The following is a 22,745-nucleotide window of genomic DNA, read 5'->3' on the forward strand; positions in this document are numbered from 1 at the left end:
ATAGGCGCTAAACTCTTTTTTCTATTTCAATTTGTATCAGCTGTGCGATCCACTCCAGTTTCTTTCTGTCTTGTGGTGTAAACTGCCTGACCTTTTTATCGACAATACATACTGCACCAATATTAAAACCTTCTGAGGTAGTAATAGGTACTGCAGCATAAAATCTAAGACCGAATTCTCCTGCAACTAAGGGATTTGACATCAGACATGGCTCCACAAGTGCATTTTCAAATACGGTTACCTCATCTTTTAAGATTGCCAGCGAACACAAACTTGTACCTCTTTCTACTTCGTTACCAGAGTCCCCCTGCTGGTCTGCCTTAGTCCAGACATGATCTTTATCAACAAAATTAATCATAGCTAAAGGCACCTTAAGCATGGTTGCCGCAACAGCCGCCAACTGATCAAAAATAGGTTCGTTCGGATTTGGTATATAGAATTTTATACTTTTTTAAGTTCTCTAAACGCTCCTCTTCATTCTGTGGAATTATATTCCTTCCAAAAGTATTCTCCAATATGTTATTTATTACTTGTATAACTTGTACCTGCTAACCTATACAATTACCATACCCTTTTAAAATTTTTCGCAAAAAAAAAAAACATACACCAAACAGGAATACAATGCATCGCTGTTTGATGTATGACAGGTAAAGACTAATAACTTAATTCAACAATCTGTCTGACATCTGCCGGATTAAGGCTTTTATGCTCTCCTAACCCCAGCCATCCCCTTTCGGTAAATCGTTTAGCTATATTTTCTGCAGCACCCTGATAATCATCAGTATACTCAGAAAGTTTTGTATCAATTCCTAAAGAATGGAAGAAAGATTCTGTCCTGACAATTGCCTGTTCTGCCTTTTCGTCTACTGAACCTTCCTTGATATTCCAGATGCGCTCTGCATATTGGGCAAGTTTTTCCTTTTAGTCTCTAAATTATACCGGTAATGCCGGGGCACTATGATTGCCAATGTCCTGGCATGATCAATCCCAAATAATGCGGTAAGCTCATGTCCGATTGCATGTACTGACCAGTCTGTAGGTACGCCTTTTTGGATAAGACCATTTAAGGCCATAGTGCAGCACCACATAAAATTAGCTGCGGCCTCATAGTCTGAAGGGTCTTTCTGTATCCTTGGCGCAATCTCTACCAGTGTCTGCATGATGCCTTCTGCAAATCTATCCTGTAAAAATGCTTGCGCGGGATAGGTCATATACTGTTCCAGCACGTGGGTAAATGCGTCTGTAATACCATTGGCCAGCTGGCGCTGGGGTACTGATTTCACGACAAGCGGATCAAGTATTGAAAATTCAGGGAATAAACCCGGCCCGCCCATACCTAATTTCTCCTGAGTCGATGCGCGTGTGATTACTGCACCGGAATTCATTTCTGAACCGGTAGCAGGTAAAGTCAATACCGTCCCAAATGGCATTCCTTTATCTGTTCTGTTCTGATCTTGTTTTTCAAGATATCCCAGGGTTCATTTCCCTGGTAAAGGGCCGCCGCTGAAAGAAACTTAGTGCCATCAATAACAGATCCGCCACCAACAGCAAGCAGATAAGTTATACCCTTGGTTTTAATAACCTTTAACGCCTCTGTTAACACCTCATATTCCGGATTGGCAGGAATACCGCCAAATTCGGTTACATCAAAGGCAGCAAGAGCTGACATCACCTGGTCATAAATACCATTTGACTTTATACTTCCACCACCATAAAGCAGTAAAATTTTTGCATTTGCCGGGATCTCCTGTGCGATTTTCACGATCTGACCTTTTCCGAAAATTATCTTTACCGGATTCTTAAATTCGAAATTCAACATATCTCTAAATTTATTTATGAATTAAGAGCCTGTTCTAAAAACGACTCACCTTTATTTAACGTTCTGCCTCTTCAAAGCGTATAAACTGCCATTTTGCCTTCGCTTCGCATCTTTTCAAAGAAAACTTTATAACTATTGTTTGGAGGTAAGGTAAAATGAAAAGACAACTTCGTTTCCTGATTATCTTTTGGTATAAAACTGGGAAGTAAGGTATTAGCGATTGCTTCTATTTGTTCTTTCGGCTGCATGTGTAGTTTATAAGTAACAAAGCAAAAGTATCAATTCTTTCTGCTAATCATGGCACTCTGTTTGTTCAGCATGGATTTTAAATTATGAATAGAATACTTGTTGTTGAAGACGATCCAGACTTGCTGGAAGTGATTCAAATGGTACTGGAAGAAAATAATTATAAGGTTTTCCCGCTGATGAATGGAAGACCTGTCTTCAGGATTATTGAAGAATTCAGACCCGATATTATCCTGATGGATATCAAACTGGATGGAATGGATGGGAGGGCAATCTTTAAGGAGATCCGGACAAGACCGGATACAGCCCATTTACCGGTGATGCTAACTTCGGGTGGCTTTTCCGAGGACTACATGATGAGAAGAACTTACACCCTGATGCTTACCTGGAAAAACCATTCGAAATGTCAGTAATGCTCAAACATTTAGAAATGTTACTTTTAAAGCCTGCTTAAATTTGACATTTAAACAGGCTTGGAGCGTTATTTTTTGGTGACTTTAAATTCTGTTCTTCTATTCAATTGACGGCCTTGTGGGTTGTCTTTTCCACTAGGAAGCTGATTTGGAGCTATAGGTTTACTGAACCCATAACCTTTACTCGTCATTCTGCTTGCAGAAATCCCTTTACCAACCAGGTAATCCACACATGACTTCGCTCTTCTGTCTGACAGCTTAAAGTTATAAGCAGCTGTACCTATATTGTCAGTATGTGCACTGAGCTCAATCTCTATAGTCTCATTGTCAACCAGAATTTTATATAACTTATCTAAGATCGTTTCTGATACCGGATTGAGCTGATAGCTATTAAAGTCATATAAGATATTCTCCAGTACAATTGGCTTATCGAATATGAAAGCCTCCAGACATAAACCTAAGGGTTAAGCAATGTATCCAGCTTAGCCAGCTCATCGTAATTGTAAGTAAGGACCTTTTTGAAATAATTATCTTTCTCTGCACTTAATCTCAGTTGACGGTTAGAATTGATTCTGAATCTATATTTCCCATCCTCAGCTGTAGTTACTTTCATTTCCTGTGTAGAATCACTCAGCACAACTAAAGCACCTTCTAGTGGTAAATTAGTTTTACAGTCTAAAAGTGTCCCCTCAATAGTCATAAAGTCTTTTTTGAGATGGAAGATTTCCAGACAACATACCGACTCTCTGTCTGAACTAATATATCCTTCGCTATCCTCGCTATCAGATGGAGTGAAATAAACATCGTCTTTAGAAGAATTGAAAGGATATCCTACATTTCTTGGCTCAGTCCACGTACCGAAATCACCTGCACTTTCATAAAAATCAAGCCCCCCCATTCCTACTCTTCCGTCACTGCTGAACAGTAATTTCTTAGTCTGATCATTATAATACGGAGCTTCTTCATCATTCTCTTTGGAATTGATAGTATTCCCCATATTAGATGCTTCACTCAAAGTCCCGTCACTACGAAGCTTACAGTACCAAAGATCTAATTTACCCAATCCACCCGGTCTGTCTGAAGAAAAAACCAGATATTTCCCATCCCTGGTTACAAAAGGCTGCATAGAATTGAAGCCTTCAATATTGACCTCTGTTCCCAGCATTTTTTTTGGTGCTGACCAGACATCTCCATTACCTCTTGAGATATTTACCTGGTAGATCTTTTTATTGCCTGATCCGCTCCAGATTGTCATATACATCACCCTGCCATTAGGGCTAAAAGCTGGCGCGGCAAACTCTTTACCTTTTTCTGGTGTTCCAACTTTTTGAACTGTTGCTGATGCTCTTTGAGGATTACCAGAAGCTGAATAAATTGCGTTGACAAAAGGGTTTTCTGACTTAACGACTTTAGTCTTCATCTTACTGTCCGGGATAATCCTGGTCTTATTGCCAACTGCAAACGGGTCTTGAAGAAGTGAAATAAAAATTGCTATTTAGTAGTAAAGGTGCATAGTTAGAACCCTGATCATTAATTTGATTGAGTAATTTACTAAACTTATATAAACGCGGATAACGCATTTCATACAAAGCAAAATTACAGGATGCTATTTCAATTTTCGCCTTCTCTGTATATTCGTCATTTATTTTATACTTTGTTAAGAACTCCTTAAAAGAGGTTATCGCATCATTAAATTTTTGATTTGAACGCTGACTTTCACCGTAGTAAAACAAACTTAATATGTATTTAGGGTCGCTGAAATTCCTGGAAACGGCATACCAGGCTTCCGCGCCCCTAAAATCTTTGTAAAGACGAAGCGAGTTAGCGAGCTGATAAACACAATATTCGTATTCAGCACGCTTAGGGCTTTCCTGTTTCATTTTAACTTCAAAAGCATAAGGCACTACAAATCCTGTACTGTCAGAAGATATATTCAATGCTTTTTTATAGTATTCTGCTGCTGCATAATAATCCTTATTCTGGAAATATACGTCTGCGACTCTTTTATTATTTGTAATGTACTGGGCCTGTGCTCCTGTACTGAGTAAACAGATCAAAAGCAATAGTCTGAGAGGTTTCATATTCGTTGATTATAATCGTGGACAAAAGAAGTTAGGACCAGAAATCCCCTTACGGCTGGTAAAGGATACTGATAATTCAAATCCACCTTTACTACCTGTTGCACGGTTAAGCCCTGAAGTGTTAAAGTCATAACTTACACCGAAAGTCATATTTTTCAAGTGCAGGCCAAAGAAAGCTATTGCAGCATCATCAAAGCGATAATTAGATCCAAACATCAGATCTGCTTCTGGGTTAACGTAAAATTGTCCATAAGCTCCCACCGAAGTTTCATGTGCATTTCCCTGTTTCATATAAAGCCCGTTAGGTGTAATATCAAATACATCACTCACTTTAATACGGGCACCACCATGTGCGGTAAACCGGATAGGGATCCTGACATCATCATTTCCAAGAAAACGATCAATCGGTCTTGTTAAGTGATTTGCAGCTACTCCTCCAAATACGTTGACGCGCTTATCTCCACTTCCATCGAAATACATTACCCCCGCATTTACGTCAGGAACCAGTGTATTACTGGAAGTAAAGTTTTCATTGAAAGGCAAATTCGGATCGTATCCTGATCCGGGATTAAACTGATTACCCAACGTGACTTTAGAAGGGTCGAAACTCTTGTTCAGTATCCCTGCCTGCAGACCAAAGTTGATCATATTTAAACCCGCCCTTCCAAAGCGAATCCGGTAAGCTGCCGAAGCCAATGCACTTAGGTAATTATAACTCACATCTCCTGCATTCTGATTCAGGATCATCCCTCCGAATGCAAGGTTTTTAGTAGGTGCCATATCAAATGAGGCGCCTGCTGTAAGATATGAATGGGAGATGGATCCCCATTGTTGTTTGGCATTTACTGACACCCTGTAATCTCCATCGATTACACCTGTTAAAGCCGGGTTAAGCCAAAGTGGGTTGGCATAGTATTGTGAAAAGTGAGGATCGATCTGTGCACTAACCCTCGAAGCTCCCGTAATGCACAACAAGCCCAAGACGATGATTTTTGATAGTTTCTTCATGTTATTAATATTTCAGGTTAATGTGTCTCTTATCTTAAAATTGTAATTGTTCCTTTTCTCTTAACAGTTGTTCCGTCTGTCAGTACCAGTTCTACGTAGTAGACATAAACACCATTTGGCTGTATCTGTCCTCTGTAAGAACCATCCCATCCTACTTGCTGTTGAAGCGATTCGAATATGAATTGTCCCCACTGGTTGTAGATCTGCATTTTACTTTTCGCTATTCCGGTTCCATATACATAGAAGATATCATTTTTTCCATCTCCATTTGGCGTGAACGTATTCGGAATAAAGATGTCGTTAGGCACTAACCCATCGGTCGCTGTTCCGGTAATACTTCCCGCAGCACTGGTCTGACAGGTTGTACTTCCTTTTGCTCTTACTGAAAGTTTTACGGTTGTATTTGCCTGAAGACCTGTAATAAGGTGTGTAGTACCCGCAGCTCCTGAACTTGGATCTTTCCAGTTATTACCACCATCAGTTGATACTTCATAAGCTGTTGCTCCTGTAACATCGTTCCATCCAAAAGTGATGCTGCTCAGTGTACTTGATTTCACAGTCACTACTGGTGTAGCAAGTGATGTCGCTACAGTAACATTTACTGGAATTCTACCGCTTGTAGCAGTTCCTGAAATTGCTTCTACATAGTAGATAGTTGTAGCTGTTATCGCTGGAGTCAGGAAGGCTGGTCCTGTAAATAGAATCGCTCCTCCTGTTGAAGCGCTGTACCAGTTATAAGTAACACCTGCTATCGCATTGGTTACAGTTAAGGTAACCGGACTGCCTGCGCAGCTTACTGCATCTCCTACTGCTGATGCTGGTACGGTAACGATAATTACATAATCATTGGCAGCTGTTAGTCCGTTTCCATCAGTTACAGTACAGTAACTGTCACTTTAAAGGTCCCTCCTAATATTGGTGTTCCTGAAATCGTTCTGGTTACCGGATCAAAAGTTAATCCCGGAGGCAGGTTCGTAGCTACATAGGTAAATGGTGAAGTTCCACCAATTACAGCTGGTAATGTTTGTGGTACATATGAAGTGCCTACCTGTCCGTTTGGTAAGGTTGCAGCTGGCAATATCATTTGAGTACCGCTGCCTACTGCAAGCGTGAAAACTGCTGTGGCATTACATCCTTTGCTGTCGGTAGCGACAACAGAGAAGGTATAGTTTCCAGCAGTAGCTGGTGTTCCGGTCAGCTGACCCGCCGGCGACAATGTTAAACCTGCAGGCAGGCTATTTCCTGATGCTACGGCGTAAGTATATCCCGGTGTACCACCCGTTGCAGAACCAATCTGCGCAGAGTAAGTAGTCGTTGTAGATGCACCCGCTAATGTTGCTCCGTTGAAAATCAATGCAGGATTTACGGTTAAGGTAACAACTTTGGCAGTGGCAGTGGCCGATGAACTTTCACATGTATTCGGTCCCTGTACAGTTACATAATAAGTGATATTCGCTGCAACCGACGGGATGTTGTATACCGCACCGGTAAATGCGAGACTCGTTAATGCTGCATCTGTATACCATTTGAATACAGGAGAGGTAATTGTTTGACTGCTGGCAGTTAAAATAACACCAGATCCTCCGCATACTACCGAAGGTACACCTGCAACACTAATATCTGCTGATGAGGCTGGTGTTCCAATACTAACATTTACTGCAACCCTGGTACTTGTAGTTCCTGCAAATCCTTCTACATAGTAAATAGTACTGGCCGATACTGCCGGAGTCTGGAAGCTTGTGCCTGTAAAGATTGGCGTGCCCCCTGATGCAGTTGCATACCAGTTATAAGTTACTCCTGTTATTGGATTAGAAACTGTTAAGGTCACACGTGATCCGCCACAGCTTGCTCCGTCAGCAACTACCGGAGCTGGTACAGTAACCATATAATCGGATAATTACCTGTAGCCGTTGAACCGGTTGCATCTGTTACTGTTACATTAACAGTAAAGCTTCCTCCTGTTGTCGGAGTTCCTGAGATAGTTCTGTCAGCAGGGTTAAAGTTTAGTCCTGCTGGTACACCTGTCGCCACGTAAGTGTAAGGTCCTGTTCCGCCAACTACAGCTGGCAAAGTCTGGATTGGATACACAGTACCTACTTGTCCGTCTGGCAAGGTTGCTGATGGTAATGACATTACCGCTCCTGTGCCAATATTTAAAGTGAACTGGGCATTGGCATTACAACCTTTACTGTCAGTTGCAATAATGGAGAAAGTATTATTTCCAGCTGCTGTTGGTGTTCCACTAATCAGGCCTGAGGCAGATAGGGTTAAGCCGGCTGGTAAAGTACTTCCTGTAGCTAATGTATAAGTATAAGGTGCTGTTCCGCCTGTGGCAGAATTAAGCTGTGCACTGTAAGGGCTTATCGTAGATCCATTACCTAATGCTCCACCCTGCGAAATTCAATTGAGGATTTACATTCAGCGCAACAACTTTTGCTGTAGCAGCAGAGCTTTCGCAGGTACCTGGTCCTTGTACAGTTACATAATAAGTTGTATTCGCTGTAAGTACCGGGGTAGTGAAGACGTCACCCGTATAAATACGGGTTGTTAATGCGGCATCAGAATACCAGTTAAATACCGGACTAGTTACTGTTGTACTGCTTGCAGTCAAAGTAGCTGTTGAGCCTCCGCATACTATAGCCGGTGCACCTGCCACACTTATATCCGCAGCTGATGCCGGAGATTTTAAGCTGACATTTACTGCGACTCTGGTACTGCTTACTCCAGCAACTCCTTCTACATAATAGATGGTGTTAACTGTTATTACCGGAGTTGTAAAGGTAGTTCCTGTAAAAATTGACGATCCTCCGGATGCCTGAGTATACCAGTTATAGGTAACTCCAGGGATTGCATTAGACACGGTCAGCGTAGCGCTGCTTCCACCGCAATTTGATCCATCCATCGGCAACTACTGGTGCCGGCACGATTACATTAAGCTGGTAATTAGCTGACGCAGTTGAATTGTTTGCATCAGTTACTGTCATAGTAACCGTGAAAGTACCGCCTATTGCTGGTGTTCCTGTAATGTTTCTGGTTGCAGGATCAAAAGTCAGACCTGCTGGTAATCCTGTTAAACTGTATGTATAAGGTGCACTTCCTCCAATTGCTGCAGGTAGGGTTTGTACCGGATATACTGTACCAACTACTCCATCTGGCAAGGTTGCTGCTGGTAATGACAACACTGAAGTCACACTAATATTTATGGTAAACACACCTGCAGTACTACACCCTTTACTATCTGTGGCATTAATTGAGAAAGTATAATTTCCAGCTGTAGTAGGCGTTCCACTGATCAACCCTGAAGCAGATAAGGTTAAGCCATCTGGTAAAGTACTTCCTGTTCCTAAGGTGTAGGTATAAGCAGGGGTACCTCCTGTAGCCGGATTAATGCACACACTATATGGATTAACTGTAGATCCGGCACTTAACGCTGTACCTGTGAAACTCAATTGAGGATTTACATTCAGCACAATTACACTTGCTGTACCTGCAACATTCGGACATTTATTTAATCCTTGTACTGTTACATAATAAGTGGTCGTAGCAGTTAATACTGGTGTAGCAAATATTTCTCCGGTAAATACTGCATTGGTTAACGCAGCATCACTATACCAGGTAAACACAGGGTTGCTAACGGTTTGGCTACTCGCAGTTAAGCTAGTACCAGATCCAGCACAAACAACTGCTGGTACACCATTAACGCTGATATCTGAAGCGTCTGCTGGCGGATTAATAGTCAGTGTCACCACTTTTGCATCAGCAGCAAGGTTTGGACATTTATTACTGCCTTGAACGGTAACGTAGTATTGTGTGGTAACTGTTGATCCTGGAGTAATAAATGTGGCTCCATTATTCACAACAGTTGTTAATGCAGCATCGCTATACCAGGTAAAAACTACTGGATTGGTTACTGTAGTTGTACTGGCTATTAAAGTAGCCGAAGTTCCAACACAAAGACTAGCTGGTACACCACTAACAGTAATATCTGCTGACGTTGCCGGCGGATTCACTGTTAAGGTAACCACCTGAGCCGAACCTGGCGCATTTGCACATCTGTTATCTGCTTTTACAGTTACATAATAAGTTGTAGTTGCAGTAACTGAAGCTATATTAAAGGTTGGCCCTGTGAAGACTGCATTGGTTAAAGCAGCATCTGTATACCAGGTAAATACTGGACCAGGCAATGAACTGCTGGCAGTTAATACCGCCGCTGCTCCTGAACAGATTGGACTTCCTGCACCAGAAACTGTAATATCAGCTGCGCTTGCAGCAGGGTTAATGATAATTGATATTTTGGTTCTTGCTAATCCGCTTCCACAGGCACTACCATTTACAGCTTCTACAAAATAATCTGTAGTCCCTGCAGCCAGGCTTGCCGGAGTGACAAAGCTATTTGTATTAGAGGCAAGCAGGTTTCCTCCGGTTAAAGCATCGTACCAATTGTAACTAACACCTGCAACCTGGTTTACCGATAAGGTAACCGGAGTATTCAGACAGGTAGTTGCTGGATTTCCTGTAGCTGGTACAGGAGCCGGAGCAGCACCGTTAATTGTAACTGTTACATTTGTTACAACTGGGCTCGCACAACCATTACGGTTTGCTGTTACAAAATAAACATAAGTACCAGCTATTAAATTAGTTGGCGTTGTAAATGTTGGTGAGTTTGTAGCTACAGCTGTAGTTGGATTTGCTGAATCGTACCAGTTATAGGTTAGTCCTGCAACTGGATTGCTCACTGCAAGTGTAGCCGCAGTGCCTTCGCATGCTGAAACATTAGCGGAAGCAACAGTTGGAGAAACAATAATACGCTGTGCGTAATTCAGGTTTATAGAGGTAAGCAGGCTTACCAATCCTGTACTCAGTTTTAACTCTACAGCATCAAATGTGCTGGTCGGTGTGAACTGAACAAATGCATCTTTATTACCAGTCAAAAGATTCAGGTTAAGCGCCGGATCTGTAAGCTGTTTAGTATCACCATTGCTGATACCATTCTTGTAAGTCGTCACACTGATATTATTTGCAACACCAAGTGTAAGCAATGCACCAGTTTGGGTCAGACTCAGTTTAACCTGGTCACCCAGCGTTGAGATTCCTGTAAATCCTACAGTCTGACTAACACTCGAATTCAATAAACCAATTGGAATAAAGAGTGAAGAACTGGTGTTAATGTCATCATCAATTGCAAAACCAGGATTAGCTACGCTAGGTAATAAAGCTAAACCTCCACCAGTGTTTGTTTGGGTTACTGCACCTTCGCAAGGAACTGATCCTGGGTTAGGTGTTACATTATTTACAGTAACAATCACCGAAGCAGTACCAGAAACACAAGTTCCTAATGCACCCTGTGCAGTTACATAAAAAGTAGCAGTAGCAGTCAACGGATCAGTCAACGGATCAGTAATGAACGTTCCGTTCCGTTTGCACCATTAGTTGGTGTTGATATTGGAGTCGCCCCTGGTGTGGCAGGATCAACACTATACCAGCTATAAGTTAAACCAGTAGTTGATGAATTGGCAACAAGAGAAGCTTTCTCGCCATTATTAACAGTTACAGCTGGTGGAGTCAGAACTGGTGGGGTAAGTGCTCCTACAGTTATGGCAATAGTAGATTGTGGAGAAACAGCACCGCAAGTGTTAACCGCTTCTACCGCATAAACTACATCTGCTAAAACAACGTCATTAAATATTGGACCATGCTGAACAACATCTAACACACCTGCTTTATACCAGTTGTAGGTTACTCCAGCTTGTTGGTTTTGTACTGTTATCGATAGTGCAGAATTTAAACAGGTACTTGCAGTTGGAGCAAGTAATTGTGGTGCTAAAGGCGCCGGTGTTACAGTCACATTCACCTGAGTCCTTGAACTTCCGCAACCTCCCCTTGAAGCTTCAACAAAGAATTTAGTATCAGCAGTAATTGCATTGCAGCTGTAGTGAAAGTCGGGCCGTCATTACCTAAGTAAGCTCCGGCAGCATCGTACCATTTATAGATTATACCTGGCTGCGGAGCAGGTACAGATAAAGTTGCTGTTGCATTTGAACACACCGTTACATTTGCGGATGCAACTACCGGCGCAACTGCAGTTCTTTTTGCATAGTTGAAGTTGATTTGAGTCAATGCCCCTATAAGACCTGAACTCAATTTAACTTCTACTCCGTCAAACTGAGCTGCCGGGACAAAAGTAAGCAGGGCCTGAGTTCCGCCTCCTAATAGTTTAAGATCAATTAATGGATTACTTACTGCAAAACCATCATTGTTACTTACTGTACCTTTATAAGTAGTAATAGTTACACTTGGTAAAAGTGCAAGTGACAATAGCTGACCTGGTGAAGTTAACAGGACACGAACAGTATCACCAGCATTTGATAAACCAGCAAAATTAACTTGCTGAAATACATTTGAACCTATACCTATAGGAATAGATAGATAATGTTGATGCTGTTACCTGATCATTATCAATAGCCAATAGTGGGTTATCTACCCTGGATAATATAGAGAGTAAGCCTCCAACTCCATTAGTCTGGCTAATTGGACCTTCGCATCCAACTGATATTGGTGTTCCTGCCGGATTCACAGTAATGGTCTGTGAAACTCTTACAGAAGATGCACATCCGGTAACTGTAGAAACAGCATCCAGATAAAAAGTTGTGGTTGCTGTAAGCGGAGGAGTAATATAAGTTGCTCCGGTAAATATTGGTGTAACCGCATTTGCCGAAGTGTACCAGTTGAAAGTTACGTTATTCTCTGTCGAGGTTCCTGTCAGACTTACTGTTTGGCCCTGATTAACCGTAGTCGCTGAGGCAGTAATTTGTGGAGTAACCGGACGAGGATTAACTGTAATATTTGCTGCTGTACGGGTTGCAGAAACGCAGCTGCCGTTTGTAGCTTCTAAATAATAAGTTGTATTCGCAGCAAGTGTGGTGTAGTGAAAACTGTACCAGTAAATAAGGCTGTACCTCCTGTAGCGGCTTCATACCATTTATAGGTAATTCCTGTTACCGGGTTATCAACTGATAATGTTGCAGGTGAACCTGTACAAACCGGAACTACTGTAGCCAGTGCCGGTGCTGCTAATGCTGTAGTAACCGTTACAGTAACCGGAAGACGTGTTGGATTTGCACAACTACCATTGCTCACCTCTAAATAATAAATTGTAGTTGCAGTGAGTGCAGGAGTTGTGAAAGTATTATTTGTTGATAAAATAGTTCCTCCTGTTGCTGCACTATACCAGGTGATTGTTGTGCCAGCTATTGGCGTAACTTTCAGCGTAGCAGTTGAGCCCGAACAGATCGACTGATTTCCTGCCTCAATAGTAGGGTTAGGAGCAACAACGTTTGCACCATAAATATTTACATTGGTTAATGCAGTTAATAAGGCATTTACTTTTACTTCTACTCTGTCATATGCACCACCTGCAAACCCGTTGCGGCGAACCTGTTTCCACCTAATAACCTTAAGTTAAGCAGAGACGCATTTAATGGATAGCTGCTAACTACTGTAGTGCCATTCATTACACTTACTGTGATACCACCAAGGACATTTAAATCCAGTAAACCATTAGGGGTTTCCAGATCAACACTGATACTATCAGTTGCTACTCCTGTTTTTTGGAAAATTAAACGTTGATACCCGGTAGTCCCCAGACCTATAGGAAGAGAAATACGGGTGAAGTTAGTCAGGTCAGCATCCGTAGAATAACCAGGATTTATGACTGCACAGGCCACACATATTAAGCCCCCGGTAATACCACTTTCTTGTTTAGTTGCGGCATAACAGTTCGGATTAACTGTTCCGTTAATTACTGTAATATTAACCGGAACTCTGGTTGCACTTGTACAACCTGAACTATTTGTTGTTCCGGCATAATAAGTAATATTTCCATTAAGTGCAGGTGTGGTAAAACTTGAGCCTGTAGCTATTCAACACCACCAGTCGCAGCTGCATACCACTTAATAGTAGAGCCTGAAGTAGCAGTTGCCTGAAGTGTCGCTGTTTGTCCTGAACTAATAGCTACATTATTAATAGCAACAACCGGCACATCCGGGACCGGGTTAACAGTTACTGTTACCGGAATACGTGCACTCACTGCTGTTCCTGAAACTGCTTCTGCATAATAAGTAGTAGTTACAGTTAATGCCGGAGTAGTAAATGAGGTTCCAGTGAATAATGGTGTATTTCCGGTAGAAGAATAGAAATTATAAGTTGTATTAGGCTGAATGTTATCAATCGTTAAAGTTGCTGTGCTGCCACCGCAAATTGTCACACCAGCAACTGAAGGTGCATCAACAGTAATATTAAGTGCATAATCTGTACTTGTACTGTTTCCTGCATTATCAGTAACCTTCAGCGTTACAGTATAATTACCACCAGCTGTCGGAGTTCCCGAAATTACCCTCGTTGCAGGATTAAAAGTTAACCCGGAGGCAGGTTAGTCGCCGAATAAGTATAAGGACTTGTTCCACCACTTACTGCTGGCAGCGCCGCTGAGGTATAAGGGGTTCCTACTTTTCCGTTCGCTAAGGTAGCTGCAGGTAAAGTCAATGCTCCTGCAACTTTTAAAGTATAAGGAACAGTGATCGTACCGTTTCCACTATCGGTTACTTTGACTGAAAGCGTGAAAGTACCGGATTGGGTAGGTGTTCCTGATATAGTTCTGGTTACAGGATCAAACGTCAGTCCCGGAGGCAGGTTTGTACCTACATAAGTATAAGGGCCGGTTCCGCCTTGTGCTGCGGGAAGAGTTTGAGTTGGATAAACTACATTCACTGCTCCGTCAGGTAACACCACATTTGCTAATGTAAGCGCATCTTTAACTACAATGGTATAGTTTAGGGGAAACGTATTTCCCTCGTTATCACTCACAGTAACGGGAATAATATAAGTACCTGCTTGTGTCGGCGTACCTGTGATTGCTCTAAACCGGGTCAAAGCTTAATCCCGGAGGCAGGTTAGTAGCAGCATAAGTATTCACACCGCTTCCACCTGTCGCTGCAGGAATAATCTGAGTTGGATATGGAACACCAGTTGTACCATCTGATAAAGCAGAAGCTGTTAATACCAGCGGACTTCTAACTATAATCGTATAGCTGGTTGTCGCTATATTTCCGTCTGCATCAGAAATGGTTACCGGGAAAGTATAAGTTCCCGCAGTTGTTGGTGTTCCTGACAGCACCCCGGTGGTTGGGTTTAGTGTAACTCCGGGTGGCAGGTTCGTTGCTGAATAAGTATAGGGGGTACTGCCGCCTGTTGGTGTTGGCAGATTTGTATTAGGATAAACTTTATTTACTGTACCGTTCGGCAAAGTTGCAGTTGGTAAAGTTAAAGTTCCTGTAATTGTTAAAGTATGGGTTGCCGTTGTCTTACATCCGGCAGCATCGGTCGCTACTACGCCAAAAGTTCCTGCCACAACCGCTTAGTAGGTGTCCCGCTGATCAAACCAGCTGAAGTCATCGTCAAACCTGCAGGTAATGTGCTTCCTGCTGCTAATGCGTAAGTATAAGTTGGTGTTCCGCTGGTTGCCGGATTAAGTTGTTTAGAGTAGACCTTACCAACTGTACCGTTGCTCAGTGGAGTCGCAGTAAACAATAACGTTGGTTTAACAGTTACCACAACGCTGTCCAGATCTGATTCTGCGATACAACCAGTTTTTACTGCACCGACATAATAAGTATAAACACCTGCTGTCAGACCAGCGTCTGAAATTGTGTTTGCTGATGCTGGAGTAATCGGTGTTATGGTTCCGTTAACTCCAACTCTTTTATAGAAATTATAAGTATAACCTGCATTCGGACTTTGAGGGGTTAATGTTAACGTACCACCTCCGCATAAAGTCTGCGCGTTACCAGTTACTCCACCGAATAATGGTTTGGGTATTGTTCGCTGTACCTCGTTAATATTAAGGCCTCCAGACAGAATATTACCTCCTATCGCCAGTCCGTTATCTAACGAAACTTTGATCCTGTTAAATGGAGCACCAGGTGTGAAAAAAACGGGGACCTGGTTATTGTTCGTGAATAAACCTAGTAAATCGAGGTTAATTAAATTACTGAGTGAATACAGAGAGCCTACAGGATTATCTCCATTATAGGCTTGTACAGTAATAGTTTTCAGTACGTTCACACTTAATAACGAACCACCCTGAGAGAGTACAACTTTTGCAACATCTGTTGCTGAAGAAAGTCCGTTTAAATAAACGGTCTGTGAAACTGAAGATCCCAGAGTCACTAATCCTGCCTGAAGTTGTGAAGAAGTATTCAAGTTACCATCAATAGCATTTTTAGGATTTGTGACCAGGCTGGTCAGTGAAAGATTTAAGCCCGTCGAGGCTACACTTGTAAATATGGACGAGCCGCAACTATCATCTGTATAATTAAATGGAGTATATACATTCAGCATCACAGCAGCATTTCAGGGATAACCCTAAAAGACCACTTGTATATCTTAGTCTTACACGTACTGAATTATAAGCACTTGTTGAAGTGACTGCTAAGTAAGTAAGCCCGGCTGCATCTGTCACTACTGTCCCCGAGACATTTGCATCTGCGATTTTAGTGCCGTCGTTGCTAGCGGTCGCGCCAGTATAAGCGTCCACTTTAACAAAACCACTACTATACAATCCGGTAACATCTCCAATTATTTTAAGTGCATCAAGATTTAGCCCTGTACCTGTTGGCGGGTCAAAACGTATATAGGTTGTTTTTACCAGCAGCCAGAGGTGCATTGTACTTCAACTGTATCCACGCTTCACCATCTGCATTTGCCAATCCCAAAAGATTGAAATAATTTGCTTTGAGCGCCGCAGGGCTTACCGGTGGTGCAACACTTGCATTACCGGGATTTGTTATGCTACCTGCATTCGGATCATTCAGGTCAACTCTGGGAATTCCCAGAACAGTTGTATAAGCTACAGTACCCGTGGAAGGAGTTACCGTTGCGTAATTTTTAGTTTGCGCATACGATCGCGTATTAAATAGCGTTATAGCTAAAATACTTACGAGAAGACAGAGGTAATTTTTTAAAATTCGGGGAGTAGACGTAGATTTCATACCGGCAGTTTTAGAGGTTAACTTTAATACTTACGACAATTTTAAGTAAAGAGAACTTCTAATTTCGCGTTCAAATCATTCATTTAAATAAGATGGAATGAACGGCGCATTCCATTCATTTTGTTCAATTTTTGATTTCCAAATCAGAAAATTTCTGCCATGCGCTTTTAAACGCATTCTAAAAGCATTTATCCATTTAAAGGAGAAATTATCGCTATTTTTATTTAAAAGCTTTCTGTTCATTTATCACGTATATGTGTATATTCGGTTACTATTGGTGCTTAGCTAGCTTTTTTTACCCAAAATCGAATAATACAATAGAAAAAAAAAAAAACGTATCTATGGAATACAGTCACCGGCTGAACGAACTTAAAAGCTTGATTCTCTTAAAATGTGGTATTCGATTTATTACACCTGCTGATTGCAAGAGAATATCAATTGAGATTAGTAAGCATCTTAACAAGAACGTTAGTGAAACAACTATTAAAAGATTATTTGGTTTCGCTGTTGTTAAACATAAATTTTCTACGTTCACCCTTACCACTCTCGCTGAATATGTTGACATTGCAACGATTGATGTAAACGATTTACCACAACCTTCTGGCCATACAGACGAATGGAAGAGCCTTAAGGACAAAGCAGATAAGATTACTCAATTCACATTAAAAAACTATAAGGAACAGATCCGGCATTCCTTATGATATTACTATCAGCCGAAAATTTGCAGAATATGATTTTGATGAATTTTATGCAGGCGACTATATTTTCACCAGTGTAATTTCACAACCCGGTTATGGGAAAACAATTTTACTCAGCCATCTGGCCGAAGACTTGTTTTACAAACAGGATGCCGCCTACAGAGACTCTACTATTTTTTTCGTTCAGTTCAGGCCTATAACTTCTTTAATAAAGATCAGGCAGACCTTAATATGGAAGACCAGCTGAAACACCAGCTACAAATAGACCCCCAGGAAAATACGCTTGAATACATTAATAATATGCAGGCGGCTCATGGTGGTAAATTCATTATTATGCTGGATGGCTTTGCAGAACTGATCTTAAAAAAAGAAGACAAGAATCGTCTGTTTGATAATATTATCAACCTGATCTGTTCACTGGAAGATTTCAAGAATATAAAGTTAATGATGAGCTTACGCTCTACTACCTGGATGAGATTTTATGAACGCATCCGCCATTCTTCGTTTTTGAAATCTAAATGGTTTCCGGGAAATTATTTCAATCTGCATGAACTGTCTAACGTCCCTCCTCTTACCGAGAAAGAAGTTGACATTATCATCTCAAAAATCAATTACCTGGATAACAAAGAAATTAACCCCAGACTTAAAGCCCAGTTAAAATTCCCGCTTCACATTCAGCTTTATATCAGCTGAAAGAGGAAGATCCGGATTTCAACTATTATACGAATATTACTTTTTATGAGCTTGTTTCCCGTTTCATTCAGGAAAAGATATACCGTTCAAACTATTATACAGAGAAAATACTCTTTCTGAAGAAAATCATTCAACTCACAGCGTATGGAAAACAAACTAATGCAGTAGAAAAGGACAGCCTTCTTTCAGAACTTTCCGCCTTCAGGAATGCCTATATGGAATTGCTTGCTGATGGTATCTTAATGGAAGAAAAGCGAACAGAGAATGCACATCCAAAAGAGTATGTGCGCTTCTTACACCCACATATGTTTGAATATTTTCTATTCGTTGAAATACTGGAGAAGTTTCATCTTCAGGTGAACATGGATTTCTTCACTTATATCAATACGGAATACGAATCTAACCAGGTACGCTTTCAGCTACTGCAATGGACTACGCGCTTCCTGATCAAAACAGGTAACTTCCATGAGTTAAAATCTGTTTTCAAAAAAACCTGAATAGTTTTGAGACTAATTATCTGATTCTGTTTATGGCAGAAGAGATTAAATACAGATCAAAATTCAATCCCGACATTATCAGGGTGCTGGATGAAAACCAATTCCACGAAATCATTATTTCAAAACTGATCAATTTTGATTTTATAGACTCCTGTTATAAAGAGGCTGTTGCAGCACTGATTGATATCGCAAGTAATGACGATCATTTACTAGTCTATAATTCTATACTTGGGGTCCTTGAAGTAATCAAGCTCGATAAAATAGCTATTAAGGCCAGGATAAAAAACATCAGGGCCCTGAATGCCGCAGACTGGATGGTAAACCCGGTAGAGGCACTGGAAATTATTTATGCTAAAATCAACGCAGAACAGCCTGCCGAAAGGAATCTGTTAGTTAATATTGAGAGTTTAAAAAATGGAGACAACCCTTTTGGAGTCAAGCCTGAGCACCATATGGATCCCAGGCAGGGTATTTCCTACCTCCTGATTCTATATGTTAATATATTTACCGGAGATGCAACATCCGGTCACGAAGTGATCTCCAATATAGTTAAACTTCATCCAAGAGAATTTGCAAAAAAAAAACTACTTTCACTATTTATATCCTTGCCGTCTACGGGATGTATAGTTCCAGAAGTGCTCCAGAAAAAAAAAAAAACAGATCAGATAGAGAGTATCATAGTTTATCTGTCAAACAGAAACTGTACTAATTTCGCCAAGTATCAGGAAGTTATTTTATTAATGTTCCAGGCACAGCAGTATTATAACAGAAAAGAATATGAAATTGCTATTCATCATACCAAAGAATGCTTGTTGCTGTTCAGAAGAAATAATGTGTTATTAAATGCGATGTTTATGTTCAACTTACTGATCAACATCTATACAGATCTGAAAGAATACGATCTGGTCAATGAATACAAATATGAAAAGCTCTGTTTATTGGATGAGCACCAGGTTTCAAGACAACTTTTTTAAATGAACATAAAAAACGGTCTGTCTCTTATTGAGACAGACCGTTTTTATTGGGTATCTGATGAATAAATTTTATTTATAATCAGCGGCTAATTTTAATGCGTCATAAGCATTAACAATTCCACCTGTAATACAAAGATCTGCAAAAGGTACAGATTTCGCAGCTTCACCTTCTTCAGCTTCCACATCTACATTATGATTAATTTTCACAACTGATTTTAAAATTATGTCTTTTACTTGTATAGCAGTTAATTTTGGATAATATTCTCTGATCAGTGCAGCAATACCAGCTACTACCGGAGCTGCCATACTTGTACCATCATAAGTATCATATTTAGATCCTGGTACTGTAGAGTAAATTCTTACGCCTGGCGCAAATACATCTACTGCAGTCTTACCATAATTAGAGAAACTCGCTTTCAACGTTTTATCATCAACATATCCCGAAGCACCTACAACGATATAAGAATCAGCAATCCCGCCATCTTCATATTTGCGGTCCGGAAAGCTTTTGACCACATCCAGATTTTTTTTTATTGTCGTTACCAGCGGCCTGAATGATCAGAACATCTTTAGACATAGCGTATTTAACAGCTTCATCAACGGTCTTCTTATCCCATGAATAAGCTTTACCAAAACTCATATTCAATACCTTTGCTCCATTGGCAACGGCATAACGAATAGCATTAGCAACATCTTTATCGCGCTCATCGCCATCCGGCACACTACGAACACCCATAATCTGAACGTTATCTGCAACACCTTTAATACCGATTGTATTGGTACGATCTGCAGCAATGATTCCGGATACGTGCGTTCCGTGACTTGCATCAGGTCCCGCTACATCATTATTTCCATAATTCTTTTGCTTGCTGTCAGCATAATTGTCTCCGACAAACTCAGCTCTGGGATCAAAATCAAGATTTAAATTATAAGCCAGCTGATCCTGATAATGCTCCAGACCTTTTACGATCTGTGCTTTATAAAATGCTTCATAAGTTGAATTCGCTAATTGAGAAACCATTATATTTTTCAAACGGCCTTCCATATCTGATGCTGGAGTATAAGCTTTAAAATCAGCTAAAGTTGGATTTTCTTTTCCCATCGTTTTAACCATTGCATCCAATGCACCTTTTAAACCGCCGATATTTGCAACAGCATTTTTAGCTTCATTAGTTTGTTTATCAAAATCTGCCTGTTCTTTTTGATAGGCTTCAAAAGCAGGTAAATCGGCAGGTTTAACCGTTTCGGCAGTTACACCTGTAAACCTTGCTTTATCTCTCCGTAATACGCGGGTAAGTTCCAATGCTTCGTGACTCACTGATCCTTTTGCTGAACCAATGAAGTTCCATCCGTTTACATCATCAATATATCCGTTTTTGTCATCATCTTTTCCATTACCTGCAACCTCTTTTTTATTTACCCAGATCACACTTAAAAGATCTTCATGTTTGGTATCAACTCCACCATCGAGAACACCAACAATAACAGGTGTTGATTTCTTACCTTTCAATAATTCTTTATATTATATGCTTTCTGTACTAACTCCGAAAACAGAGTCTGTTTTGAAATCCAGGTTATGCCAGTTATCTTTTTGAGCTTGTGCAAATGAGCTGAAACCAAATCCTGCTATAAATACGGCACTGAATATTCCCCGCAATACAACTCTATTTTTTAATGTATTCATATGTGTTAATTAAATTACACTTTAAACGTTAATAATGATAATTAGTTATGCCTTCAACCTATTTTATTATGGATTTCCAGCCTAATTCAAAGGTAACAGTTTAACCTGATTACCAAATCAAAAAACCAGGTATTTCTCCTGGCTTTCCATTATAAACTAATAAGATTTTTATTTTAACACAAGGAAATTCAAATTCTTTAATTAACAGGGAGAAAATTAATGATTTATCCTTCAGCAAGAACGTGATAGAAATCTCTGATCCTTGCAAAAGCCGGATGCAATGAAACTACATCACCAAAAACTAATAGTGCAGGTGATGAAACTTTATGATCTTCAACAAGCTCTGGATAGTTTCTACTACTCCTACAATAGTTTTTTTTCGTCATGAGCAGACCCATTTTCAATAACAGCAACTGGTAACCGGTCTTTACCCTCTGCTATAAAAATAGCTGCAATTTCTCTGATCCGTTCAATTCCCATTAAAACTACCACAGTAGCTTTGGATTTTGCTGCGCCTTTTAAATCTGCGGAAAGCTCTCCTTTTGAATTAACACCGGAAAGTACCCAGAAGCTTTCGCTCATATTTCCATAAATCATAGGAATTTTGTGCAAACCCGGAACACCAGTAGCACTTGATATACCTGGTACAATTTCAGTCTTTATACTATAAGATTCTGCAAAATTGATTTCTTCGAAACCCTTGGCAAATACAAATGGATCGCCGCTTTTAAGTCTTACGACGTGGCCGTAATTCAAAGCATAATCGATCATCAATTTATTCACTGCATCCTGTGAGAATGACTCTCCGTCGGATTGTCCGCCTACAAAAATCTTTATGGCATGTTCAGCATGATTGAGTAATGCACCATTGACTAAGGCATCATATAAAACAACATCAGCAGTATTGAGTGCCTTTACTCCTTTTAAACTAATTAAATCAGGATCTCCGGGGCCGGCTCCAACTAATGTAATACGGGGTTCCTGAATGCTTTTTTTTTATTTTATTTAAAATCATAACCGGCTATTTTAAAGGTTTATATATCTGTCAATAAACAAATATAATAAAGTCTATTCAAATAGTCGTCTTTTTTTTATAATAATTTTAATACAGCAATTCTCCGCTGTTTTCACGGGCTATTACATCTGCAACAGAAGTCTTTGAAAGAACTTCTAAGGTTGCATCTCTAACATCAATAAATGTTTTTCTGATCCCACAGGTTTTCTCATCATGACACTCGTCACACTTCCGGTAAAACTTTAAGCTTGCACAAGGAACCATAGCGATAGGTCCGTCTGTTATTCTCAGAATGTCCACAAGATATATATCCGCAGCATTCTTGTTCAGACTAACCTCCGCCTGCCCCTTTTTTACTGTACAGATAACCTGCATTACGCAAATCCAATAATATCTGTTCCAGGAATTTTCTGGGTATCATCTCCTGTTCTGCCAACCTTACAATTTGCATTGGAGGATTCTCAACGTTCTTGCCTAAAGCCACCAGTGCTTTAATGGCATATTTTGTTTTCTTAGACAACATATTAAATACAAAGCTAAGAAAAGATTTAGGTATTGATAAATGTGACAGA

General features: G+C 40.5%; 33 protein-coding genes and 5 pseudogenes. 5 read left to right on the top strand and 33 right to left on the bottom strand.

What is annotated here, in order from left to right:
- Nucleotides 1-7: 7 nt before the first annotated feature.
- The 4 genes from ACWYN3_RS24350 to ACWYN3_RS24365 all read right to left on the bottom strand — a co-directional run bounded on the left by ACWYN3_RS24350 (nt 8) and on the right by ACWYN3_RS24365 (nt 2,067).
- Entirely contained in the window at nt 8-400 is a 393-nt protein-coding gene (locus ACWYN3_RS24350) for a GAF domain-containing protein (protein ID WP_456216717.1), read from the bottom strand.
- Nucleotides 401-863: 463 nt separating this feature from the next.
- The gene (locus tag ACWYN3_RS24355; RefSeq protein ID WP_456216718.1) at nt 864-1,430 is read right to left on the bottom strand and encodes an iron-containing alcohol dehydrogenase; all 567 of its coding nucleotides are present in this window, start codon (nt 1,428-1,430) and stop codon (nt 864-866) included.
- On the bottom strand, nt 1,409-1,819 hold the full coding sequence (locus ACWYN3_RS24360) for an iron-containing alcohol dehydrogenase (RefSeq protein ID WP_456216719.1): 411 nt from the start codon (nt 1,817-1,819) through the stop codon (nt 1,409-1,411). The genes ACWYN3_RS24355 and ACWYN3_RS24360 overlap by 22 nt, the downstream gene beginning before the upstream one ends.
- Nucleotides 1,820-1,890: 71 nt before the next feature.
- Nucleotides 1,891-2,067 carry a hypothetical protein gene (locus ACWYN3_RS24365; protein ID WP_456216720.1) on the bottom strand — a complete coding sequence of 59 codons (177 nt, stop codon included), beginning with the start codon at nt 2,065-2,067 and terminating at the stop codon, nt 1,891-1,893.
- Nucleotides 2,068-2,151: 84 nt separating this feature from the next.
- Here ACWYN3_RS24365 and ACWYN3_RS24370 point away from each other — a divergent pair, with 84 nt between their 5' ends.
- On the top strand, nt 2,152-2,478 hold the full coding sequence (locus ACWYN3_RS24370; RefSeq protein WP_456216721.1) for a response regulator: 327 nt from the start codon (nt 2,152-2,154) through the stop codon (nt 2,476-2,478).
- Between the two features lie 68 nt (nt 2,479-2,546).
- Here the strand turns inward: ACWYN3_RS24370 and ACWYN3_RS24375 are convergent, their stop codons facing one another.
- The 23 genes and pseudogenes from ACWYN3_RS24375 to ACWYN3_RS24485 form a co-directional block, all read right to left on the bottom strand.
- The gene (locus ACWYN3_RS24375; protein ID WP_456223139.1) at nt 2,547-2,927 is read right to left on the bottom strand and encodes an OmpA family protein; all 381 of its coding nucleotides are present in this window, start codon (nt 2,925-2,927) and stop codon (nt 2,547-2,549) included.
- An 8-nt stretch (nt 2,928-2,935) separates the two neighbouring features.
- Nucleotides 2,936-3,898, bottom strand: coding sequence for a hypothetical protein (locus ACWYN3_RS24380; RefSeq protein ID WP_456216722.1), 963 nt, complete (start codon nt 3,896-3,898; stop codon nt 2,936-2,938).
- A 25-nt stretch (nt 3,899-3,923) separates the two neighbouring features.
- Nucleotides 3,924-4,559, bottom strand: coding sequence for a hypothetical protein (locus ACWYN3_RS24385; protein ID WP_456216723.1), 636 nt, complete (start codon nt 4,557-4,559; stop codon nt 3,924-3,926).
- Between the two features lie 9 nt (nt 4,560-4,568).
- Nucleotides 4,569-5,567: a PorP/SprF family type IX secretion system membrane protein gene (locus tag ACWYN3_RS24390; RefSeq protein ID WP_456216724.1), complete on the bottom strand. Its 999-nt coding sequence runs from the start codon at nt 5,565-5,567 to the stop codon at nt 4,569-4,571.
- 29 nt (nt 5,568-5,596) lie between these two features.
- Nucleotides 5,597-6,124 carry a gliding motility-associated C-terminal domain-containing protein gene (locus ACWYN3_RS24395; protein WP_456216725.1) on the bottom strand — a complete coding sequence of 176 codons (528 nt, stop codon included), beginning with the start codon at nt 6,122-6,124 and terminating at the stop codon, nt 5,597-5,599.
- 42 nt (nt 6,125-6,166) lie between these two features.
- Nucleotides 6,167-6,403: pseudogene (locus ACWYN3_RS24400) on the bottom strand (immunoglobulin domain-containing protein); the annotation flags it as partial.
- Between the two features lie 38 nt (nt 6,404-6,441).
- Nucleotides 6,442-7,452, bottom strand: a complete 1,011-nt coding sequence (locus tag ACWYN3_RS24405) for an immunoglobulin domain-containing protein (RefSeq protein ID WP_456216726.1) — start codon at nt 7,450-7,452, stop codon at nt 6,442-6,444.
- Nucleotides 7,428-7,700 (bottom strand): putative Ig domain-containing protein, encoded by a 273-nt coding sequence (locus ACWYN3_RS24410; protein WP_456216727.1) that lies wholly within the window; start codon nt 7,698-7,700, stop codon nt 7,428-7,430. The genes ACWYN3_RS24405 and ACWYN3_RS24410 overlap by 25 nt, the downstream gene beginning before the upstream one ends.
- A 75-nt stretch (nt 7,701-7,775) precedes the next feature.
- Nucleotides 7,776-7,967: pseudogene (locus ACWYN3_RS24415) on the bottom strand (putative Ig domain-containing protein); the annotation flags it as partial.
- The gene (locus ACWYN3_RS24420; protein ID WP_456216728.1) at nt 7,942-8,427 is read right to left on the bottom strand and encodes an immunoglobulin domain-containing protein; all 486 of its coding nucleotides are present in this window, start codon (nt 8,425-8,427) and stop codon (nt 7,942-7,944) included. The pseudogene ACWYN3_RS24415 and the gene ACWYN3_RS24420, both read right to left, overlap by 26 nt.
- Entirely contained in the window at nt 8,420-10,945 is a 2,526-nt protein-coding gene (locus ACWYN3_RS24425) for an Ig-like domain-containing protein (RefSeq protein WP_456216729.1), read from the bottom strand. Before ACWYN3_RS24425 ends, ACWYN3_RS24420 begins: the two co-directional genes overlap by 8 nt.
- An 8-nt stretch (nt 10,946-10,953) precedes the next feature.
- Entirely contained in the window at nt 10,954-11,412 is a 459-nt protein-coding gene (locus ACWYN3_RS24430; RefSeq protein ID WP_456216730.1) for an Ig-like domain-containing protein, read from the bottom strand.
- Between the two features lie 2 nt (nt 11,413-11,414).
- Complete coding sequence (locus tag ACWYN3_RS24435; RefSeq protein WP_456216731.1) at nt 11,415-11,882, bottom strand: immunoglobulin domain-containing protein; 468 nt, start codon at nt 11,880-11,882, stop codon at nt 11,415-11,417.
- Nucleotides 11,883-11,946: 64 nt separating this feature from the next.
- The gene (locus ACWYN3_RS24440; protein ID WP_456223341.1) at nt 11,947-12,141 is read right to left on the bottom strand and encodes a hypothetical protein; all 195 of its coding nucleotides are present in this window, start codon (nt 12,139-12,141) and stop codon (nt 11,947-11,949) included.
- Between the two features lie 51 nt (nt 12,142-12,192).
- Nucleotides 12,193-13,016 (bottom strand): annotated as a pseudogene (locus ACWYN3_RS24445) (immunoglobulin domain-containing protein); the annotation flags it as partial.
- Nucleotides 12,959-13,291: a hypothetical protein gene (locus tag ACWYN3_RS24450; protein WP_456223342.1), complete on the bottom strand. Its 333-nt coding sequence runs from the start codon at nt 13,289-13,291 to the stop codon at nt 12,959-12,961. The pseudogene ACWYN3_RS24445 and the gene ACWYN3_RS24450, both read right to left, overlap by 58 nt.
- 132 nt (nt 13,292-13,423) lie before the next feature.
- A pseudogene (locus tag ACWYN3_RS24455) lies at nt 13,424-13,486 on the bottom strand (hypothetical protein); the annotation flags it as partial.
- A complete protein-coding gene (locus tag ACWYN3_RS24460) occupies nt 13,483-13,830 on the bottom strand; it encodes an immunoglobulin domain-containing protein (protein WP_456216732.1) in 348 nt (115 codons plus the stop codon). The gene ACWYN3_RS24460 and the pseudogene ACWYN3_RS24455, both read right to left, overlap by 4 nt.
- A gap of 149 nt (nt 13,831-13,979) precedes the next feature.
- The gene (locus ACWYN3_RS24465; RefSeq protein ID WP_456216733.1) at nt 13,980-14,495 is read right to left on the bottom strand and encodes a putative Ig domain-containing protein; all 516 of its coding nucleotides are present in this window, start codon (nt 14,493-14,495) and stop codon (nt 13,980-13,982) included.
- A complete protein-coding gene (locus ACWYN3_RS24470) occupies nt 14,482-14,973 on the bottom strand; it encodes an Ig domain-containing protein (RefSeq protein WP_456216734.1) in 492 nt (163 codons plus the stop codon). The genes ACWYN3_RS24465 and ACWYN3_RS24470 overlap by 14 nt, the downstream gene beginning before the upstream one ends.
- Complete coding sequence (locus ACWYN3_RS24475; protein ID WP_456216735.1) at nt 14,952-15,962, bottom strand: immunoglobulin domain-containing protein; 1,011 nt, start codon at nt 15,960-15,962, stop codon at nt 14,952-14,954. Before ACWYN3_RS24475 ends, ACWYN3_RS24470 begins: the two co-directional genes overlap by 22 nt.
- A complete protein-coding gene (locus ACWYN3_RS24480) occupies nt 15,937-16,287 on the bottom strand; it encodes a hypothetical protein (RefSeq protein WP_456216736.1) in 351 nt (116 codons plus the stop codon). The genes ACWYN3_RS24475 and ACWYN3_RS24480 overlap by 26 nt, the downstream gene beginning before the upstream one ends.
- On the bottom strand, nt 16,244-16,612 hold the full coding sequence (locus ACWYN3_RS24485) for a hypothetical protein (RefSeq protein ID WP_456216737.1): 369 nt from the start codon (nt 16,610-16,612) through the stop codon (nt 16,244-16,246). Before ACWYN3_RS24485 ends, ACWYN3_RS24480 begins: the two co-directional genes overlap by 44 nt.
- Before the next feature lie 341 nt (nt 16,613-16,953).
- Here ACWYN3_RS24485 and ACWYN3_RS24490 point away from each other — a divergent pair, with 341 nt between their 5' ends.
- The 4 genes from ACWYN3_RS24490 (at nt 16,954) to ACWYN3_RS24505 (ending at nt 19,474) form a co-directional block, all read left to right on the top strand.
- Nucleotides 16,954-17,313: a hypothetical protein gene (locus ACWYN3_RS24490; protein WP_456216738.1), complete on the top strand. Its 360-nt coding sequence runs from the start codon at nt 16,954-16,956 to the stop codon at nt 17,311-17,313.
- 228 nt (nt 17,314-17,541) lie between these two features.
- Nucleotides 17,542-18,003, top strand: a complete 462-nt coding sequence (locus ACWYN3_RS24495) for a hypothetical protein (RefSeq protein ID WP_456216739.1) — start codon at nt 17,542-17,544, stop codon at nt 18,001-18,003.
- A gap of 215 nt (nt 18,004-18,218) precedes the next feature.
- Entirely contained in the window at nt 18,219-18,500 is a 282-nt protein-coding gene (locus ACWYN3_RS24500; RefSeq protein ID WP_456216740.1) for a hypothetical protein, read from the top strand.
- A gap of 32 nt (nt 18,501-18,532) precedes the next feature.
- Nucleotides 18,533-19,474, top strand: coding sequence for a hypothetical protein (locus ACWYN3_RS24505; protein WP_456216741.1), 942 nt, complete (start codon nt 18,533-18,535; stop codon nt 19,472-19,474).
- A 69-nt stretch (nt 19,475-19,543) separates the two neighbouring features.
- Here ACWYN3_RS24505 and ACWYN3_RS24510 read toward each other — a convergent pair whose 3' ends face one another.
- The 6 genes and pseudogenes from ACWYN3_RS24510 to ACWYN3_RS24535 all read right to left on the bottom strand — a co-directional run bounded on the left by ACWYN3_RS24510 (nt 19,544) and on the right by ACWYN3_RS24535 (nt 22,696).
- Nucleotides 19,544-19,990, bottom strand: a complete 447-nt coding sequence (locus ACWYN3_RS24510; RefSeq protein ID WP_456216742.1) for a S8 family serine peptidase — start codon at nt 19,988-19,990, stop codon at nt 19,544-19,546.
- Nucleotides 19,959-20,984 carry a S8 family serine peptidase gene (locus tag ACWYN3_RS24515; protein ID WP_456216743.1) on the bottom strand — a complete coding sequence of 342 codons (1,026 nt, stop codon included), beginning with the start codon at nt 20,982-20,984 and terminating at the stop codon, nt 19,959-19,961. Before ACWYN3_RS24515 ends, ACWYN3_RS24510 begins: the two co-directional genes overlap by 32 nt.
- A gap of 12 nt (nt 20,985-20,996) precedes the next feature.
- Nucleotides 20,997-21,158, bottom strand: a complete 162-nt coding sequence (locus tag ACWYN3_RS24520; protein WP_456216744.1) for a hypothetical protein — start codon at nt 21,156-21,158, stop codon at nt 20,997-20,999.
- A gap of 224 nt (nt 21,159-21,382) precedes the next feature.
- Complete coding sequence (locus ACWYN3_RS24525; protein WP_456216745.1) at nt 21,383-21,544, bottom strand: hypothetical protein; 162 nt, start codon at nt 21,542-21,544, stop codon at nt 21,383-21,385.
- The gene (gene cobA, locus ACWYN3_RS24530) at nt 21,522-22,145 is read right to left on the bottom strand and encodes a uroporphyrinogen-III C-methyltransferase (RefSeq protein WP_456223140.1); all 624 of its coding nucleotides are present in this window, start codon (nt 22,143-22,145) and stop codon (nt 21,522-21,524) included. The genes ACWYN3_RS24525 and cobA overlap by 23 nt, the downstream gene beginning before the upstream one ends.
- A gap of 115 nt (nt 22,146-22,260) precedes the next feature.
- Nucleotides 22,261-22,696 (bottom strand): annotated as a pseudogene (locus tag ACWYN3_RS24535) (RrF2 family transcriptional regulator).
- Nucleotides 22,697-22,745: the final 49 nt, after the last annotated feature.

It is taken from the genome of Pedobacter sp. NJ-S-72, assembly GCF_053890575.1.

What these genes read in the sequence shown, in the direction of transcription:
- ACWYN3_RS24355 (WP_456216718.1), bottom strand. Translation starts at nt 1,430, where the DNA reads ATGCCATTTGGGACGGTATTGACTTTACCTGCTACCGGTTCAGAAATG.
- ACWYN3_RS24360 (WP_456216719.1), bottom strand. Translation starts at nt 1,819, where the DNA reads ATGTTGAATTTCGAATTTAAGAATCCGGTAAAGATAATTTTCGGAAAA.
- ACWYN3_RS24365 (WP_456216720.1), bottom strand. Translation starts at nt 2,067, where the DNA reads ATGCAGCCGAAAGAACAAATAGAAGCAATCGCTAATACCTTACTTCCC.
- ACWYN3_RS24370 (WP_456216721.1), top strand. Translation starts at nt 2,152, where the DNA reads ATGAATAGAATACTTGTTGTTGAAGACGATCCAGACTTGCTGGAAGTG.
- ACWYN3_RS24380 (WP_456216722.1), bottom strand. Translation starts at nt 3,898, where the DNA reads ATGAAGACTAAAGTCGTTAAGTCAGAAAACCCTTTTGTCAACGCAATT.
- ACWYN3_RS24385 (WP_456216723.1), bottom strand. Translation starts at nt 4,559, where the DNA reads ATGAAACCTCTCAGACTATTGCTTTTGATCTGTTTACTCAGTACAGGA.
- ACWYN3_RS24390 (WP_456216724.1), bottom strand. Translation starts at nt 5,567, where the DNA reads ATGAAGAAACTATCAAAAATCATCGTCTTGGGCTTGTTGTGCATTACG.
- ACWYN3_RS24405 (WP_456216726.1), bottom strand. Translation starts at nt 7,452, where the DNA reads ATGGTTACTGTACCAGCTCCGGTAGTTGCTGACGGAGCAAGCTGTGGC.
- ACWYN3_RS24410 (WP_456216727.1), bottom strand. Translation starts at nt 7,700, where the DNA reads ATGTCATTACCATCAGCAACCTTGCCAGACGGACAAGTAGGTACTGTG.
- ACWYN3_RS24475 (WP_456216735.1), bottom strand. Translation starts at nt 15,962, where the DNA reads ATGCTGAATGTATATACTCCATTTAATTATACAGATGATAGTTGCGGC.
- ACWYN3_RS24480 (WP_456216736.1), bottom strand. Translation starts at nt 16,287, where the DNA reads ATGCACCTCTGGCTGCTGGTAAAAACAACCTATATACGTTTTGACCCG.
- ACWYN3_RS24485 (WP_456216737.1), bottom strand. Translation starts at nt 16,612, where the DNA reads ATGAAATCTACGTCTACTCCCCGAATTTTAAAAAATTACCTCTGTCTT.
- ACWYN3_RS24490 (WP_456216738.1), top strand. Translation starts at nt 16,954, where the DNA reads ATGGAATACAGTCACCGGCTGAACGAACTTAAAAGCTTGATTCTCTTA.
- ACWYN3_RS24495 (WP_456216739.1), top strand. Translation starts at nt 17,542, where the DNA reads ATGGAAGACCAGCTGAAACACCAGCTACAAATAGACCCCCAGGAAAAT.
- ACWYN3_RS24500 (WP_456216740.1), top strand. Translation starts at nt 18,219, where the DNA reads ATGGAATTGCTTGCTGATGGTATCTTAATGGAAGAAAAGCGAACAGAG.
- ACWYN3_RS24505 (WP_456216741.1), top strand. Translation starts at nt 18,533, where the DNA reads ATGGCAGAAGAGATTAAATACAGATCAAAATTCAATCCCGACATTATC.
- ACWYN3_RS24520 (WP_456216744.1), bottom strand. Translation starts at nt 21,158, where the DNA reads ATGAATACATTAAAAAATAGAGTTGTATTGCGGGGAATATTCAGTGCC.
- ACWYN3_RS24525 (WP_456216745.1), bottom strand. Translation starts at nt 21,544, where the DNA reads ATGACGAAAAAAAACTATTGTAGGAGTAGTAGAAACTATCCAGAGCTT.